The organism is Thermoflexibacter ruber, from assembly GCF_900113045.1.
Classification (GTDB): Bacteria; Bacteroidota; Bacteroidia; order Cytophagales; family Thermoflexibacteraceae; genus Thermoflexibacter; species Thermoflexibacter ruber.
Window position 1 is genome coordinate 84134 of record NZ_FONY01000011.1, and the last position, 18579, is coordinate 102712.

The 18579-nt window shown below is 38.7% G+C and carries 12 protein-coding genes; 8 read left to right on the plus strand and 4 right to left on the minus strand.

Annotation, left to right across the window (positions count from 1 at the left end; all coding sequences use genetic code 11):
* Nucleotides 1-118: 118 nt before the first annotated feature.
* Entirely contained in the window at nucleotides 119-2647 is a 2529-nt protein-coding gene (locus BM141_RS07835; RefSeq protein WP_091543503.1) for a TonB-dependent receptor plug domain-containing protein, read from the minus strand.
* A 187-nt stretch (nucleotides 2648-2834) separates the two neighbouring features.
* On the opposite strand from BM141_RS07835, the gene BM141_RS07840 reads away from it, so the two are divergent.
* From BM141_RS07840 to BM141_RS23775, 3 genes are all read left to right on the plus strand, one after another.
* Nucleotides 2835-6977, plus strand: a complete 4143-nt coding sequence (locus BM141_RS07840; RefSeq protein ID WP_091543507.1) for a DEAD/DEAH box helicase — start codon at nucleotides 2835-2837, stop codon at nucleotides 6975-6977.
* A gap of 174 nt (nucleotides 6978-7151) precedes the next feature.
* Complete coding sequence (locus tag BM141_RS23415) at nucleotides 7152-7292, plus strand: Uma2 family endonuclease (RefSeq protein ID WP_221407644.1); 141 nt, start codon at nucleotides 7152-7154, stop codon at nucleotides 7290-7292.
* Nucleotides 7293-7317: 25 nt separating this feature from the next.
* Complete coding sequence (locus BM141_RS23775; protein ID WP_221407647.1) at nucleotides 7318-7485, plus strand: hypothetical protein; 168 nt, start codon at nucleotides 7318-7320, stop codon at nucleotides 7483-7485.
* An 8-nt stretch (nucleotides 7486-7493) separates the two neighbouring features.
* On the opposite strand, the gene BM141_RS07850 is transcribed toward BM141_RS23775, so the two are convergent.
* The 3 genes from BM141_RS07850 to BM141_RS07860 form a co-directional block, all read right to left on the minus strand.
* Nucleotides 7494-8375 carry a fructosamine kinase family protein gene (locus BM141_RS07850; RefSeq protein ID WP_091543510.1) on the minus strand — a complete coding sequence of 294 codons (882 nt, stop codon included), beginning with the start codon at nucleotides 8373-8375 and terminating at the stop codon, nucleotides 7494-7496.
* Between the two features lie 32 nt (nucleotides 8376-8407).
* A complete protein-coding gene (locus BM141_RS07855; RefSeq protein WP_091543513.1) occupies nucleotides 8408-12823 on the minus strand; it encodes a hypothetical protein in 4416 nt (1471 codons plus the stop codon).
* Nucleotides 12824-12899: 76 nt separating this feature from the next.
* Complete coding sequence (locus BM141_RS07860) at nucleotides 12900-13934, minus strand: WD40/YVTN/BNR-like repeat-containing protein (protein WP_091543516.1); 1035 nt, start codon at nucleotides 13932-13934, stop codon at nucleotides 12900-12902.
* A gap of 226 nt (nucleotides 13935-14160) precedes the next feature.
* Between BM141_RS07860 and atpB the strand changes: the two genes are divergently transcribed.
* The 5 genes from atpB to atpA all read left to right on the plus strand — a co-directional run bounded on the left by atpB (nucleotide 14161) and on the right by atpA (nucleotide 18531).
* Nucleotides 14161-15225 carry a F0F1 ATP synthase subunit A gene (gene atpB, locus BM141_RS07865; RefSeq protein ID WP_091543519.1) on the plus strand — a complete coding sequence of 355 codons (1065 nt, stop codon included), beginning with the start codon at nucleotides 14161-14163 and terminating at the stop codon, nucleotides 15223-15225.
* A 94-nt stretch (nucleotides 15226-15319) separates the two neighbouring features.
* Entirely contained in the window at nucleotides 15320-15571 is a 252-nt protein-coding gene (gene atpE / locus BM141_RS07870; protein WP_091543523.1) for an ATP synthase F0 subunit C, read from the plus strand.
* Between the two features lie 181 nt (nucleotides 15572-15752).
* Nucleotides 15753-16247 carry a F0F1 ATP synthase subunit B gene (atpF, locus tag BM141_RS07875; protein WP_091543525.1) on the plus strand — a complete coding sequence of 165 codons (495 nt, stop codon included), beginning with the start codon at nucleotides 15753-15755 and terminating at the stop codon, nucleotides 16245-16247.
* A 12-nt stretch (nucleotides 16248-16259) separates the two neighbouring features.
* Nucleotides 16260-16817, plus strand: coding sequence for an ATP synthase F1 subunit delta (atpH, locus tag BM141_RS07880; protein WP_091543528.1), 558 nt, complete (start codon nucleotides 16260-16262; stop codon nucleotides 16815-16817).
* 130 nt (nucleotides 16818-16947) lie between these two features.
* The gene (gene atpA, locus BM141_RS07885; RefSeq protein WP_091543531.1) at nucleotides 16948-18531 is read left to right on the plus strand and encodes a F0F1 ATP synthase subunit alpha; all 1584 of its coding nucleotides are present in this window, start codon (nucleotides 16948-16950) and stop codon (nucleotides 18529-18531) included.
* The last annotated feature ends 48 nt before the right edge of the window (nucleotides 18532-18579 follow it).

Sequence of the window (18579 nt, forward strand, 5' to 3'; positions counted from 1 at the left end):
AACTTGCAAAGTGCTACTCAAAAAGTAGCACTTTGCTTTTTACATATAGTGAAGGAATTGTACAAGACCCTGCCACCAACATAGCACTTAGCTTTGAGGAGATTTTCAAATACCTCGTCTAAAAACTCACCTCTATCCCTCCTAAAATCCTTCTTGGGTCTTGGGGAGCCAAGGGCATGATGTCATCTCTTCCAAAACTTGTGTGATAGTAGCGATTGTCCAAAAGATTTTCAATCGTAGTGAAAAAAGTAAAATTGTACTTTTTCTTGGTTTTTACATTGTATCTGGCTGTCATATTCAAGCGAGCATACATAGGGTTTTGGTAAGAGTTGTACCCCCACCAATTTGTTCCTACTCCTCTTGCATTTCCTGCGATTAGTAGCCTCGTAGCCAAGCTAAAACGCTCTTGTGCTAAGGTCAGTACAGACTTCAAGGAATGTGGAGAGTGCAAAATTACCCCACCTGCTTGGGCGGGAATGGTGTCTGTATAAAGGTCTAACAAGTCGTCATTGGAAAAGCCATTTCGGATATTTTGTCCAAAGAGTGCAAAATAAGAACTTCCTGTGAAGCGAGGTCGCTCAAATCGCCCACCTACATAGCTATACCCTACAAAGCCGTCTAAATGCCACTTTCCCAAAGGAATACGAAAATTTGCATGGGCAGTTACGGTAGTAGAGCGCAAATTCCCCTCGTTGCGAGAGGTTTCCAAGCGATAAATCTCGGCATCTAATCGCGGGTCTTGGTAGCGTCTCCAAAAAGCAGTAGGCTCGTACAACCTCAGCGAGTCCACCGTAGCAAACTGATTGATTAAATCGCTTACTTCTGTATAGGCTACGCCTAAGTTGAAAGACAAATTGTTTGTAATCAGTACGTTTACGCTACTTTCAAAGGCTTGTAGCTTCTCAGGTCGCAAGTCCCTATTGGGAAGTCTTGCATTGTCCAAGATGAGCAACATGCCTCCTGTAGGTCGAGAAGAAGAAGGAGAATAGAACAATATCTGAGAAATATAACCATCTTGCCTAAAAGCCTTCTCAGGCGAAGGGGCTAAAAAAGAAGTGCCATATAATAGCTTGATATTTACTTTTTTGTGAGGGGAAAGCACAGCCCCCAGTCTTGGATTGATGCTACCCCCAAAGCGTGTATTGTAGTCATAGCGAGTACCCAAAGTTAGGTTTATCCATTTTTTAGGCTGGTATTGGGCTTGTGCATAGCCTCCATAGTTTTGGAAGTTCAAGTAAAAAGGGATAACAGGTGTTTCGGCTACTTTGACCAAATCGCGAATCCCCGCAGGAATAAATCTTGGGTCATAAATTCGCGAGCCTATCAGGTAAAGTTCTTGGTCTTGGAAAGGGCGAGCAGGGTCGACTGGCTTCGGTAATGGGGGAGTTCGCGGCACAGCCACAATATTCTCCAGCATTACGCCACCAATGATAGAAAGTTTATTGGAAGCAGTGTAAGAAAACTGCTCTTGAAGCCTTACACTCTGTCCATTGGCATAAGGATAGCCTCTCTGCCAACGAGAAATTGCCCCATAAAAATTGCTTTGTGGGCTGATTTGGTAAAAGTTATAAGAAAGTTGCGAAGATAGCTGCCACCTCTGATTAAAAGAAGTGAAGTCGTGGCGAAAATACATGATTTGATGCGAACGACCTATGAAAGCGTCAGGTTCGTAAGCCGTATAGCGGGGTTGAAAGCCATAAGCACTGCTATGCCTTTCGTAATAATGCACAAAACCTGCCGTAAAGTCCCCAAAATTCACCTGTGGGTGAATGTAGCGTGCATGAGTAGGCATTTGGAAAGTGCCTGTGAGCGAATCACCTGTGAAATCTGGTAGTTTCCCAAAAGGGGGATAGCGGTACAAAAAATTGATTTGAGGCGAAAAAGCAATGAAGCCTTTGTCTTTGAAAGCGTGATTGTACCAGCCGTATTCTTTGGGATAAACTTGGGCGTAGTTGGGTTCTTTGGAAAAATACCCCGAAGCAGAGAGCGAAATTCGCAACTTATCTGCCCTCATTCGTAAAAATAATTGATTATCAGTCGTATTGAAACTTCCAAATAAACTGGACACTCGCCCCCCTACCTTGAACTGTTCTCCTTTTTCTGAGGCAGTGATGATATTGACTACCCCGCTAAAAGCATCTACCCCATACAATGCCGAAGCAGGACCTATGACTACCTCCACCCTTTGGGCATCAGCCAAAGCAAAGTTATGCCCAATGGTATAAGTATCCCCCGTAGCAGGCGTAATTCGGAAACCGTCCAATAAAATCAACAGTTTCTCACTGCCAGCTACTCCTCTGATAGAGAGTATATTGCGAGTATCTGGATTGACATTCCTTTGTACGTCTATTTCTGGAATATCCTCTAACAAATCCAATAAATTTCTGTAGCCTCTTTCTCTAATCTGTTGGGCAGTAATCACGTAGGCGGTAGCTGGGGCTTCTAATACGCTTTGCTTTTTTTGCGAAGCAGACACCATGCCCACGTTGAGCAATTCTTCCATAGAGGCTTTAAAAAAGTTCTCTATTTCAAGGAGTTCAGGTGGTTTCTGTTGAGCAAGAGTAGGCTGGGCTGTAGCAACCGATAGGATAAGAAATAGCCAATAACAAAGTTTTTGAGCAGAAAAAGATGAGTAGATAGATTTCATTCAGATTTAATAAGTTTAATGCACTAAATATACATAAGAGGAAAATAACTACAAAATAAACGTAAAAAATCAAAAATCAGACAAAAATCAGAAAGTAAGATATGCAAAGCACATGAAATAATTAGCACTTCCCTTTACTTTCTCCCATTTCTGCCTTATCTTTGCGTTTTTCCATTTCGAGAGCAATATGTCCAATAAAAATAAAGCAGAACTACTGGCACAGTACAAAAAACTTTCTCCCAAAGAAAAAAATATTGTAGAAATTTGTGGGTTGTTGTATGAGGCTATCAGCCAAACGCTCTTGGTAGAGCTATTGCGAGAAATCGGTGTGAAAGACGAGAAAGGCACATCTTATACCTCTACTACTTTAAGAACTACCAAAGAAAAATTGTTAGCTTCTCACTTATTAACTTTCATAGAACCAGCTTCTTCTACTTATTTTAAGTGTAACGAAGCTATAGCAGACGAGGTAGCAGAGAACTTGATTAACAACAAAAAAGAGGCAGAAAAAGCCTTAGAGGTGATTCGCAGGAAATTTCCTATGATACATTCCTATTGGTACACTTCCCAGCCTACGCATTTTATTCGCTGTATAAGAGAAGCCCGAATTGGACTTTTCCAAGGAGATGTAAATTTGATAGACGAAGCCCTTAGCTATGCAAAAAGATACTTCCCTGAGCAAGTAAGAAACTATCATTTCTTTCTTGATTTTTTCAATAATCCTTTTGATTTAGAAAAACTAAAAAAATATTCCCTTCCTATCCAAGTTTCAGCAAGTATAGAAATAACTAATCAGTCTTTAGCCCAGCTCCTGCCTTGTGATGGGTTTATAGATTATTTATATTCTTGCAAAGATTTTTCCGATGAGAACTATGGAAGAGTCTTTAGAGATTTGTTAGCTACTTTGCTGATTTTCAAGGGAAATCTCAAAGAAGCAGAGAAAATTTGTCAAATAGATAAAGAACACAGCACCAATGCCAATGCACGCTTGGCAACTATTGAGTTCCTCAAAGGTAATAATGATACAGCCATTCAAATATTTTCAACTGCCTTAGAAAGTTATAGACAAAAAAACAACAACAAAAAACTCTTTTTTCCGCAAATCACAGGTGTATTTTTTATTTTAGCCTTGATAAAAAAAGGAGAAATTAGCTTATTACCAATCATTTATGCTTATATAAAATCTATAGAAAAAGACAATGCCTACCTGCCCCTGTACAACTTGCTTTATGCCTTGTTAAAAAACCAAGAAAGCCAAACCATAGAAGCTAATAGGGTCTTAGATGTGCTTGTGCCTAATTCTGCCATAGAAAGATTGCTTAAAATATTGGTTGTGTATTGGGGGAAAGCGGAAAAAGCAAGGTTTTTTTCTTCTATCGCAAGGGACAATTACAATCTGGCACTAAAAAATGGCTATGATTGGTTTACTTTTGAATACGCCAATATTCTTACGCAAATTTCCAATTACGACCAAAACTATGCAGGGAAAATAGAAGAAATCAAAGAGCGAACAGGTTTTGAAAGCCTCTTGCAAGTTGTTCCCAAAGAGGAAGAGTGGAGCAGGATAATCAAGGCATTAGAATATTTAGGCTCAAATGTTAAAAATAAAAGGAGCGATAATCAATCTCGCTTGGCATGGTTTATTGACTTTGAAAGCAAGCAAATTACCCCCAAAGAGCAAAAAATGTCTAAAAGTGGTTGGTCTGCGGGGCGTAACGTAGCCCTAAAAAGGTTAAGAGAAGGAGATTTGGACAGCATGACTGCCCAAGACCTGAGAGTGGCGGGAGCGGCAATCATGTATGAAAACCACGGATACTATGGTGGAAATCAATATTATATAGATTTTTCCAAAGCTATTGTTCATTTAGTTGGGCATCCTTTGCTTTTTTTGGAAAACTCAGGTGTGCTGTGCGAACTGGTCAAAGTAGAACCAGAACTTTTAATAGAAAGTAAGGGGAAAAATTATGAGGTTGGTTTTTCTATCCCTATTGAGGGAGTAGGGGTGAATGTTATCAAAGAAACGCCTACACGCTACCAAGTAGTGGAGGTGTCTGAAACACACGCCAAAATCGCAGAAATTCTTGGCAAAAGAAGAATTACTGTTCCAGAGCAAGCCAAAGACCATTTAGCAAGGGCAATTACCAACATTGGAGGTTTGGTAACTGTTCACTCCGTCATAGGGGAGCATGGTAAGGAAATCCCCAAAGTAGAGCCAGATAACCGTATTCACGTACACCTATTGCCGTACAACTTAGGTTTTAAATTAGAGTTTTTTGTCAAGCCTTTCGCTTCTGTACCTCCTTATTTCAAACCTGCCATAGGGAATCACAATGTTTTTACCACCATTGATGGGCAAAAAACACAAACTATTCGCGATTTTAAAGAAGAAAAAGCCAATGCCCGCGAAGTCATCAAAGCAAGTGCAACCCTATCTAACTACGATGATGGCTCTTACGAATGGCTTTTCGAGGAGCCAGAGGATTGCCTCAATGTGCTGTTGGATTTAGATTTGATAAAAGGAAAAATAGTGATAGAGTGGCCCGAAGGCGAAAAATTAAGAATTACAGGCAAAGCCTCTTTTGAAAATTTGTATTTGAAAGTCAATCAGGGGAAAGATTGGTTTGATGTAAGCGGAGAATTGCGACTTGACGACAAGGTAATTTCCATGCAACAGCTCTTGCAACTTATGGAAAATTCCAAAGGACGCTTTATCCAATTGGACGATGGAAAGTTCTTGGCTTTGACAGAGGAGTTTCGCAAGCGACTCAAAGAAATTGGGGCATATTCTGATACGACCAAAGACGGTTTGCGCTTCCACAACTTGGCAAGTTTAGCCTTCCAAGATTTTGCCGATGAGCTAAAAAACATAGAAGTTGATAAGAAATGGAAAGAGCAAATCAAAAAAATCAAAGAGGCGCAGTCTATCCAACCCCAAGTTCCCTCTACTCTCCAAGCAGAACTTCGTCCTTACCAAGTAGAGGGCTACCAGTGGTTGGCGCGATTGGCACACTGGGGAGTGGGGGCTTGTTTAGCCGATGACATGGGCTTAGGCAAAACGATTCAAGCCTTAGCCATCATCTTAGACCGAGCCGAGAAAGCACCTACATTGGTAGTAGCCCCTGCTACGGTTACGCGAAATTGGGTCAGTGAAGCCGAGAAGTTTGCCCCGACCTTAAAGCCTATTTTATTTGGTGGAAAGGACAGAGAGGGCTTGCTCAAAAACTTACAGCCCTACGACTTAGTGATATGTAGTTACGGCTTGTTACAACAAGAAGCTGACTTTTTCTCCGAAACTTCTTGGGCAACAGTAGTACTCGATGAGGCGCAGTACATCAAAAACATGAACACCAAGCGTTCCAAAGCGGCAATGTCCTTGCAAGCTGATTTTAAAATCATCACCACAGGAACACCCATAGAAAATCACTTGGGCGAATTGTGGAATTTGTTTAAATTTATCAATCCAGGTTTGTTGGGTTCGTTGGAAAAATTCAATGAACGCTTTGCCATTCCGATAGAGAAAAATTTAGATAAAGAAAAACGCAAGCAACTACAAAAACTCATTCAGCCTTTTATCCTTCGCCGCAGGAAAAGCCAAGTGCTTGACGAGCTACCAAGCAAAACGGAAATCACTTTGACCGTAGAAATGAGCGATGAGGAAATGGCTCTCTATGAGGCTCTAAGAATCAACGCCATTCAGAAAATCAATAATGTAGAAGGTAATGACAACGACAAGAGATTCCAGATTTTGGCAGAGATTATGAAGTTGCGCCGTATGTGTTGCAATGCCAAATTGGTCATGCCCGATACGCAAATAGAAAGTTCCAAACTCAACTTACTTTCAGAAATAGTAGATGAGCTTTTGGAAAATGGGCATAAAGCCTTGATTTTTAGCCAATTTGTAGGGCATTTGGAGCTTATCAAAGAGCAGATTAGCAAAAAAGGCATCAAATACCAATACTTAGACGGAAGCACCCCACTCAAACAACGCCAAGACGCTATCAATGCCTTTCAGAGAGGCGAGGGAGAAGTTTTCCTTATCAGCTTAAAAGCGGGTGGAGTAGGGCTAAACTTGACTGCGGCAGACTACGTAATCCACATGGACCCATGGTGGAATCCTGCCGTAGAAGACCAAGCCTCAGACAGAGCGCACCGCATAGGGCAACAGCGACCTGTAACTATTTATCGCCTTGTTACTAAGGGTACCATAGAGGAGAAAATCGTCAAATTGCACCAAGATAAACGAGATTTGGCAGATAGCCTCTTAGAAGGCACAGAAGTAAGCGGAAAAATGTCCACAGAAGAGTTATTGGCACTGATTCAGGAAATGTAAGTATCTGATAGAGAGTAATATGTTTTTTAAAATATAGTATCAATTGGGTAGATTAAATCTGTATTTACCTGCATTACTAGTAATCCTTGTGGGTGCGAGATTTATGATTCGCCCCTTGATGTACGTTTCCCTACCAATCCGCAAGCTAAAAGATAAAAAGATATTTATACTGTTGTGCAGCCAGACCTTTGTGTGATTTGTGATGCTAAAAAATTAGATGAAAGAGGGTGTTTGGGTGCGCCAGACCTCATCGTTGAGATAATCTCACAAGGAACACAAAAAAAAGACATAGAGATAAAAAAAAACGCTTTATGAAGAATTTGGAGTAAAAGAATTTTGGATAGTCTATCCCCAAGACCGATGGGTAGAAGTTTTTTTTTTACAAGAAAATGGGAAATACATAGAAGCAGGTATCTACGATGATACTGACATGATTACCACACTGACTCTTCCGCAGCTAAGTATAGATTTGAAAAAAGTTTTTGCTGATACAGTACGAATCCAATAAATAAAACCTCATTCATACCTTTTCAGTACTCTTTCTACTCCGCTTAGGTAGCTTGTGCCAAAGAGATTCACATGCACCAATAGAGGATATAAGTTATAAATTTCTACCCGCTTATCAAACTCAGGTAGCAAAGGGAAACTTGCTTGGTAAGCATAGTAAAAGTCATCATCAAAACCTCCAAACAGTTGTGTAAAAGCGAGTTCTATTTCTCTATTCCCGTAATACACTGCGGGGTCTATCAGGCACGGCAAACCTTGACTATCCACCATGACATTCCCACTCCACAAATCTCCATGTAATAGTGCTGGCTGTTCCTCTGGCAACATCGAGGGTAGTTTTTCGTATAGCTTTTCCATTTTTTTTAGCAAATCCTTTCCTACTAAGCCGTTGTAGTAAGCCAACCCTGCTTGCACTTTTAACCTTTTTTCTATAAAAAAATCAACCCAAGAAGGCAAGTATTCGTTGCTTTGTGGTAATGCACCAATAAAATTATTGAAGTGCAAGCCAAAATAGGAATGGGTGTTTCTATGTAAGTCAGCTAACTGCCCTCCCAAACGCTCCCAGTAGTTTTTTTGGCGATAAGCAGAGGAGATAAACTCTAAAAGTAAATAGGCTTTGCCATTATTATTCCCATATTTAATCACATGAGGAATCGTAATCGCTTGTTTATCAATCAATAAACTTAAACCATTTGCTTCTGCCTCAAACATTTCTTCTGACTGCTTGGAGTCGTTCCATTTGAGGAAAAATTTGCCCATAGCAGTATCTAACTTTACCGCATTGTTGATACAGCCTCCCCCTAAAAATTGGTACTTGTTTACTTCTACATCTTTGCCAAAGGCTTCAAACAATACAGATTCAAAAAAAGGAGTATAATCTGCGGAAAACATGTTTAGTGGAGTTTGTAGTTTTGGAATTGATTTTATAAAGCATTTTCTTGTATCTTCTGGTTTCGCATCTTTAGCTTTTTATGTTTGAGGAAATTATTTTTTTCAAATTTAGATTTTTTCTGTTGCTTTTTTCCGCGTAATCCTATACTCGTTTTGAAACCATTAAGCACAGAATACCCCCAATAGCTAAAGATACTGCGAGAGAGATTGCGTCTGCTCTTGATTTCTCCAACACGCAAAGGAGCAAATCTGCGAGAAGGATTGTGATTATTCACGACAAAGCTATTAGCCACGAAAGATGCAAACTTGCGATTAATAACCTCTACTTTTAAGTTATTGTATCTCAATAGCATACGTCCTCTTGCATTCTTGTAGTTCAGTTTTAAGTCAAAACTTCCATGCTTAATCACTCCACTGGTAATTCTCACCGGAAAGACGTATTCCAGCATCTCATTAAAGGCAGTCATGTCCATTTCCCCTATTTCTCCTTTGAGAAAGTGCAAGTTTTTAGGGTCGCTCAGGAAAAAACGCGCTTGCAGGCTAAGTTTTCCCTGTCTCATTACTTGAGTATGAGCAGAGAGAATGGGCTGGAAATAATAACTTTGCAAAGAATCCTTGTGATTGGTAAGCGGGGATAAGCTAATTTCTGTTTTTTCAAAAGTAAGCCTTCCCGGTCTTGGTTTCTCTGGAAGCTGCTCCTCATAGATAAAATCTGCATTTTTGACCTTGACTGAGTCTATTTTTACATAAAAAGGCAGTTCTCTCAGCAAGTCTTGAGGCATAGGCGGGTAGTAGTCTGGTCGGTCAGGAAGTCCTCTATCTCTATAAATTTCAAATTTTACCTTATCAAGTTCTAACTTCTTCATTTTCAACTCCTCATGATGCAGTAGGCTATAAAAGTCAAACTTTTGTAAAGTCAATTTGCTAATTTGGGGATATAGCCAAGCCTTTTTGTATGCTTGTTGTTGAGAAAATGTAATTTTGTCCAAAGAAGGTATAAAATCCACATTATCTGCTTCTAAAAGAGAATCTTTGATAGATAAGTAGATAGACTTTGCTTTTAGCGTGTGTATTTTGTCTGGTAGCTGGAAAGTATAGTTTTTAAGACTAACTATCAGATTTTCAGAGTTCAAGAAATGATAAGGGGTAGGGTCAAATACAAAGGGAGGAGGGAGTACTTGCTTGCTTTCATCTATCAGTATGGGTTTAATCGGGTGAATATCAAATTTTTTTGCATAAACAGAAATCCTATCTAAGGTGAAGCGATTAGTTCGGTCAAAGTGGTGAGTCATCAATACCAAATTTGCATTATTGATTTTGAAATCATTGATTTTTAGTGTATTTAAGAAAGGAGAAATAAAATAATGTAAGCTATCTGCTCGCAGTTTTTGGGTAAAATCTCTTAACTTTTTGGTAGTATCTGGGCGATGGATTTGGAGGTTCAGTTGGGGCATCTCCAAACTTGCCTTGCTCAAACTCAGCTCTCTCTTTTCCAAAAAACTAACCAAATCCCATCCTTTCAAGTAAAGTTGAGGGATTTTGACATCTATTTGGTTTTGTTTGTCTTGTTTCTCTAAGCTATAAGGGATAAGAGAACTTTGAGGAGTGATACTCAACTCATTGACTATCAATAAAGAATCTTGTGAAAAAAGTTTAATATCTTTTGTAGTAATATGATGGGTATTATCAGGTAAAATATGATAATAGTTAGCTACGCTAAGGTTAATATACTTTAAATCAAAGAGTTGTTCCCAATGATGCTTAGCTGAGTCTATTTCAAAATGAGATAGGTACAAGCCAAGATTGTCGAGTTTGATAACATGTGTTTTCTCATTGGCTTGCCTGTAAATGAGTTTGGCAAAACAACTGTCTATTTCAAAGTTGTTGATAGACAATTTGTTAAATGGGGTTTTGCTAAATAAATCAGCGAATTGCAAATCTTTGGTTTTCTCTGACTGCCTGCTTGGAGACGCCACTGGGGGAGTGAGGTAAACATCTATTAAAGGCTTATGAACGCTCAACTGCTCCACTACCCAATTTTTATCCTCAAAAATATGGCTTATATCTTTGATTTTCAGATGAATAAAAGGTACTTCAGCTTGATAGACAGACTCTTTGCCTTGCTTTAGATTTTTAGGGATAATATAGATGCCTCTCAGACTTGCAGAGGACTGTGTATAATCTAAATTTATTTTTTTTACTTTAATGGTGTGGGAATTGTCTGGAAAGGTAAAAGAGTAGTCCTCTATATCTATCTTCCCTTCTCCCAAAGACCAGTTCAATCCAATATTTGTTTCTAAGCGTTTGACTGATTTGGGTTTTACGTAGCTATCAAAATTTAGGATAACTTGTTTAAGTTGAGCAGAAAGTTTTTCTGAGGAGTGCATATTTTGAAATAAATCATTGCTTTTTTTGTGTATATTTATTCTGCCATTTTCCATATATACCTCTTCCAACTCTATACTTTTTAATGGACTTTTGCCTTGCTTTGTGGAGGTAATGATTTCTTCTAACTCTTGAATTACTTTTAAAGAAGGGTTTTGCAAAGTCAGTTTTTGTGCTTTGAGGATTCTTTCACGATAAACTTGGTGAATATCAAACTGTTCTAATAGCAACTCTGAGAGGTTTGCGTCCATTGCCAATGCCTTATTTGTTAAATTTTTAGGAAAAAAACGCAAATTACTCATGCGTAATTGCTGTTTGGCAGAGGAGAAGTCCAGATTTCCTATTTGAAAGTTATGTTGATTATCAGATAAATATACATTCAAGTTTTGTCCATTGACTAAGAGATAATCAAAGTATTTTTCTTTATCTATCTGCAAGCCATGCAACTTAGCAGAGAAATTGGGCGAGTAAATTATTTTGCTCAGAATGGGCTGCTTCTCTGTTTTTTCCCATTGATAATAGGCGATGTCGGCATTTTCTATGTGAATTTTCTGCACTGAAAAAGGAAGAGGTTTAGGAGAACTTTCCTCATTAGCTTCTGAAGCCAATTTTTTAAAAACTTGTATATGAGGAGTTTTTATCCACAATTCTTCAAATTTGAGAGAAGCAGTAAGCAGATTCTCCCATAAATTTTTAGCTTTCAGACTTAGTTTAGGTATATTCAAATGAAGTACGTCCTGTTGAGGTGAAACAACGTTTTGTATTTCTTCCAAAGTTGTTATAGATACATTTTCTGCTTCAAGCAAAGACTTTTTAGTAGAAATTTCTAAATTTTTTACTTTCGCAAAGTGCAGATTATCACTAAGTAAGAGTTCATAATCGCTTATTTTTGCTGTAATATCATCAATGAAAAAATGTTTTGCTCTTTGATTTTCCGTCAAAGAATCCAAGTAAAAACGATGAAGTAGAATGGATAGATTTTTTGGTAAAGCTACCTTAGAGGGAAAAGGAGCAAGATTTATCTTTTCTAATAAAATATGACTAATCTCTAAGGAAGTTAAAAACTTGGAAATGAGGCTATAAGACTTAGATAGTACATTTGAGAGCTGGGCTTGGTCTTTCTCCTGATGGCTTGTCAGGTGCCACTCTTTATGTAGCCTAAAATGAGGTTTTTGTAGCCATAGATTATTAATTATCAGTTTTTTGGTGTAGTAAAGTGTATGAAAATCAATGCCACTTAGCCTAAAAAGTGGCATCACCAACTCCCAATCCTTGCTTTTAAGTTGGATATGAGAAATGCTCGCCAGCATTTTTTTTGTAGAAAGATACAACTTCCCCATGCTGATTTCATGCTCACTTTCAGGGATTTGTAAGGAGTTTCTCTGGATAGCTAATTCAATATCTGCTACTTCAAAAGGCTTGGTCGAGTACTGAGGCTGATGCGTAGAATCTACTTTAAAATTACTGATAATCAGAGAGATACTATCTATTTTACAAAGTTGCCTGCTAAGGTCTTTGGGAAGTGCGGCAGTGAAAGAACCATTGTCTATGGTGAGATTTTCTACCCTGAAGAAAGTAAGATAATCAGAAATAAAGCGATATAAGTTATTGACTTTCAGCCTTTCTTCTCTTTTTCGCTCGTTAGGATAATCCAAGATATGGACATGAGGAGTCTGTACATATAAGTTTTTGATTTGTAGTTTCTTATGTAAGAAAACCTCCCAAAAATTGATGCCCTCTATTTCTACTTGGGGAATTTTTGCTTCGAAAAGTCCGCTCTTTACTAAATTGTGGTTTTTTCGCTGTCGGTAGCGGGTGGTATCCGCTTTGATTTGTAGGTGATGAATTTGTAAGCGACTTCGCAATAAGTTGATTTTTATTTTGCCGTAGGTCAGGCGATAAATTCCACCGCTACGATAATCTACCAACGTGCGAGCAGTACGCCCTATAACCCTGTCTAAGTGATAGTTAAGCAAAAAATGTAAAGCAAGCAGACCTACTAAAAATAAGCCTGACAGAATCATTAATCCCTTTCTAATCCTATGCTTTACAATGTTATTCATCTACTTTAGTTGGGCAAATGCAAATGCTTTCAAAGGTAACAAAAAATATGCTCATTTTGTGTTTTTTGGGTGGGGCTTATTTCAAATCAAATTGCTTGTCGAATTTGCTAACTACCCCTTTCCCACTTACTGCGAAACCTACATTTCCCGAGAAACTAACGGCATGAAATACGGAATCATCTATTTTTGTCCATGTCTTACCAAAGTCCTTAGAATAGCACGTTCCGTTGCCTACGCACAAAAGTATTTTTTCTTTGTAAAGACTAACCGCTTCTTTCAAACCTTTGGGGTCTGTGGTGGTAATTACACTCCAACTTTTCCCTCCGTCATAAGTGATGCTGACATTGGGAGCAGCGTCTTTAGTATTGATGTAGTCGCCTCCTACCGCAATTCCTGTGTTCTTATCCCAAAATCTCAAACCAAAAATACCTGCACTTTTCCCTGCTTGGAGTGCAGTTTCGCTTACTTGCCAAGATTTTCCTTGGTCGTGAGTGTAAAAAATTCTCCCTACTTTCCCCCCTCCAGTACCTATCCAAGCACTTGTTTTCCCATAAGTTACTATGCTTGTGCCACTTGCGGCAAAGGCGGCTTCTCCTTCTTGTATCGGGGGAAGAAGGTCAGGATTCACTCTTTGCCAACTTTCTCCTCCGTCTTTGGTAATCAAAATATAAAATTTGTTCTCTATTGGGTCGCCAAAAGCGATTCCGTTTTTTTTATCCCAAAAATCTATACCATCTAAAAATACACCTTTTTCTTGGGTAGCAAAAACTATTTTCCACGTTTTCCCTCCGTCTATAGTTTTGTAAATCTTGGCTTTGCCTTTTTCTGCTTCTCCCGCACTCATCAAAAAAGCTACTTTGTTATCAAAAGCATATACATCTCTAAAATCCAAGCTATCTGCCTTAGCTACTTTTTGTACTTGCCAAGATTTTCCGCTATTAGTGGTTTTGAGAAAAGTTCCTTGTGAGCCACCAATCCAGCAAACTTTGGGGCTAACCGTATGCACAGCCCTAAAATTGGCTTTGGTCGCCACTTCTTGAGGAATCCATTGGGCATAGAGCTTGAACATCGACAAAAAGCACAGCAAAAAAATATAGAATTTATGTGTCATGGTATTCTTATATATTTTAGAAAATTGTAGTTTCAAAGACTTATCAACTATCAAGTGTATTACTTAAAGGTATAAATTTTCATAAGTAAATTTTCATAAGTTATTTGAAATTAAAACTTTGTTGTCTAAATTGCGGCACGATTCAGCAATTTTTAACAGTTATTAGCTGTTAATTTTCTGATTATTAACAAACTACGCTTGTTTTGCAGCGAATCAAAAATTAGAAATGAAAACATATACGCAGAAATTTTTATTCTCATTTTTCTTGCTTCTTTTATCTTTATGGGCAGTTAGTCCACTTGCGAAGGCGGAAGGCGGGCATGGCGACAGTGAAAAGTTCAATCCTAAGGACATGATTATGCACCACGTTATGGATAGCTATGAGTGGCATATCTTGGACTATAAAGATGCCAACGGAGAGGAACACCCAGTAAGTATTCCCCTTCCTGTGATTCTTTTTACTGACGGTAGCTTAGATATTTTCATGTCAAGTGCTTTTCATCATGGGAAAGAGCAGGTAATCAAAGGAACAAACGTGTATCGCATGGACGAGCATGGGCATATCAAAGAAGCTAATGGTAAGAAAATCATTGACTTGTCTATTACCAAAAATGTGGCTTCTATGCTAATAAGTGCCATTATTTTGATTTGGGTGTTTACTTCTGTAGCAAAAGCTTACGTAAAGCAAGCAGGACAAGCCCCCAAAGGTGCGCAAAACTTCTTTGAAATGATTATTGTATTTATTCGCGATGAGGTAGTCATTCCTAACATTGGTGAAAAACATTACAAGAAATATCTGCCGTATTTGCTTACTTTATTCTTCTTTATTTGGACAAATAATCTACTTGGCTTAGTTCCGGGTGGGGCGAATACCTCTGGCAACATTGCCTTCACTATGACTTTGGCATTAATTACTTTCTTGGTAACAAATATTTCAGGCAACAAGGAATATTGGGGGCATATTTTTTGGACTCCCGGTGTACCTAAGTTGCTTATGATTATCTTAGCTCCTATCGAGTTCATAGGTATTTTTACTAAGCCTTTTGCCTTGATGATTCGTCTTTTTGCCAATATTACAGGTGGACACATCATCATATTGAGCTTGGTAAGTTTTGCTTTTATTTTCAAAAGTATCACTGTAGGTTTTGCGGCTTCTGCGGGTGTGGTAGTGATGATGTTTTTAGAACTATTTGTTGCCGCTTTACAGTCTTATATCTTTACGCTTTTGACTTCCCTATTCATAGGCATGGCAATCGCAGAGCATGAACACGAACACGCAGAACATCATTAAAATCTGGAATCTGGCATAAAATAATTGTGATTGACATTTCTAATTCCAGATTCCTTATTCTTAATTCATAATTTATTATTAAATTTTTAAAACTATGTTAGCTAATTTATTATTGGAAATCGGTGGTAGCATGAGTACATTGGGAGCTGGTATCGGTGCTGGCTTGGCGGTGATAGGTGCAGGTGTAGGTATCAGTGGAGTAGGTGGTCGCGCTATGGAAGCAATGGCTCGTCAGCCTGAAATCTTCGGCAAATTGCAAACTGCGATGATTATTGCGGCGGCTTTGGTCGAAGGCGCGGCGCTATTTGCTATCGTTGTTTGCTTGCTTATCGCAGGTAACGCATAATCTCAGCAATACAGGACATTCAGGCGGCTTGCGTCTGATAGTCCTGTTTGTTTTGATTTAATTTTTTAAATAGTTAGATAGTTGAAAGTTTAGATAGATGTGTTGTATTTTGATTATTAAATATTTAAGCATTTATAATTCATAATAAATAACTCATAACTTATTACTCATCACTAAAAATATGGATTTAGTAACACCGGGCGTAGGGCTAATATTTTGGACAGCATTGACTTTCGTTGTTGTACTCGTCATTCTCCGCAGATTTGCTTGGAAGCCTATCTTAGGAGCGTTAGATGAAAGAGAAAAAACAATAGCTGATTCTTTGGCAGCGGCAGAAAAAGCAAAGGAAGAAATGGCAGCTTTGAATGCTCAAAATCAAAAACTTCTGCAAGAAGCCATAGCGGAGAGAGAAAAAATTTTGAGAGAGGCAAAAGCAGTGGCAGACAGATTTGTGAACGAGGCGAAGGAAAAAGCCATAGAAGAAAGCAACCGTATCATCGCCTCTGCCCAAGAAGCTATCCGCAATGAAAAGCAAGCAGCAATGACCGAAGTGAGAAACCAAGTCGCAAATCTTTCGCTGACCATTGCTGAGAAATTGCTTAAAAACGAATTGAGCAACAAGAATGCTCAAATAGAGTTGGCAAAATCTTTTATGAACGAAATTAAAGCAAACTAAAATAGGCAAACAATGTCAGAAATTAGAGTAGCTTCAAGATATGCAAAATCTTTGCTTGAATTGGCAGAAGAAAAAGGTGCATTGGAAGTAGTGCATAACGATATGCAACTTTTTTCTAATACTTGTGATAATTCAAGGGAATTGAAATTGATGTTGCGAAATCCAATTATCAATCATGACGTAAAATTAAAAGCATTACGCCGTCTTTTTTCAGATAAATTTCACACGATTACGCTTTCATTCTTTGAGATTTTGACTAAAAAACAAAGAGAAAATCTCTTAGATGTAATCGCCAAAGAGTTTCATAAGCAGTACAATGCTTTGATGAAAATAGAAAATGCTTTGGTAACTACACCCTTTGAACTCACAGAAGATTTGCGGGCGAGTTTCAGAAAAGCAGTAGAGGAAATCTCAGGCAAGCAAGTAGAGTTGAAAGAAAAAATAAATCCTGAGTTGATTGGTGGCTTTGTTTTGCAAATCAATGATAAGCAAATAGATACTTCTATTAGCAGTCGCTTAAAAGAACTAAGGGTGAAGTTTTCTGAAAATCCATATATCAAGGAGTTTTAATATTAAATTGCTAATTTATAATTACTAATTAATAAACTTTAATTGGTATTATAAATTAGGGTTGTTTTTCATCGTTTAGATTTACAATTCATAATTAATTAGTCATTAGTAATTAAAATATATAAATAACATGGTGCAAATTAGACCTGATGAGGTTTCTGCAATATTAAGAGAGCAGTTATCTAACTTTAAGACAGAGGCAGAGTTAGAAGAAGTCGGTACGGTGTTGCAAGTCGGCGATGGGGTGGCTCGTATTTATGGGCTTACCAAAGTGCAAGCTGGTGAGTTAATAGAGTTTGCCAACGGTTTGAGAGGTTTGGTACTCAACTTGGAAGAGGACAATGTAGGTGCGGTAATTTTTGGGGACTCCAGTGGTATCAAAGAAGGTGATACTGTCAAGAGAACACGAACTATTGCCTCTATCAAGGTGGGCGAAGGTATGTTAGGACGGGTAGTAGATACTTTGGGAAACCCTATTGATGGCAAAGGACCTATTCAAGGCGAATTGTTTGATATGCCTTTGGAGAGGAAAGCACCAGGTGTTATTTATCGCCAGCCCGTCAATGAGCCTTTGCAAACAGGAATCAAAGCCATAGATGCCATGATTCCTATTGGTAGAGGGCAGCGAGAACTTATCATTGGCGACCGCCAAACAGGAAAGACGGCAGTAGCGATTGATACGATTATCAACCAAAAAGAGTTTTACGAAGCTGGGAAACCTGTTTACTGCATTTATGTAGCGATTGGGCAAAAGGCTTCTACAATTGCGGGTATCGTCAATGCTTTAGAAAGAGCAGGTGCCATGCCTTATACCGTTATAGTAGCGGCTTCTGCGGCAGACCCTGCACCTATGCAGTTCTACGCTCCTTTTACAGGTGCGGCGATAGGCGAATATTTTAGAGATACAGGAAGACCTGCCTTAGCCATTTATGATGACCTTTCTAAACAAGCTGTAGCTTACAGAGAGGTTTCTCTCTTGTTAAGAAGACCTCCTGGACGTGAGGCGTATCCTGGGGACGTATTTTACCTGCACTCACGATTGTTGGAGCGTGCTGCTAAAATCAATAACTTTGATGAAGTTGCCCAGCAAATGAATGACTTACCACCTTCTTTGAAAGGTAAAGTAAAAGGTGGTGGGTCTTTGACTGCCTTGCCAATTATCGAAACGCAAGCAGGGGACGTTTCTGCTTATATCCCTACTAACGTAATTTCTATTACTGACGGTCAGATATTCTTAGAGTCTAACCTTTTTAACTCTGGTATTCGTCCTGCGATTAACGTGGGTATCTCTGTATCAAGGGTAGGTGGCTCGGCTCAAATAAAGTCAATGAAAAAAGTAGCTGGTACGCTCAAACTTGACCAAGCCCAATTCCGTGAATTAGAGGCTTTTGCAAAGTTTGGCTCTGATTTAGATGCTGCTACTAAATTGACTATTGACAGGGGAAGAAAAAACCAAGAAATCTTGAAGCAAGGTCAATATTCACCTGTCCCTGTGGAAAAACAAGTAGCTATTATTTATGCCTCGACAAGTGGTTTGCTAGATACTGTTCCTGTAAATAGAGTAAAAGACTTTGAAAATGAGTTTTCTGTGAGATTAGATGATGCTTCTTACAGCGAAGTACTTGCAAAGTTAAAGAAAGGAGTGTTAGACGATAGTGTAACAAGCCCTCTGAGGTCTTTGGCGTTAGAATTGGCTAAGAACTATGCCAAATAAGGTTACATAGCTCATAAATCGCAAACCCAAAAATGGTTTGAAAATGAG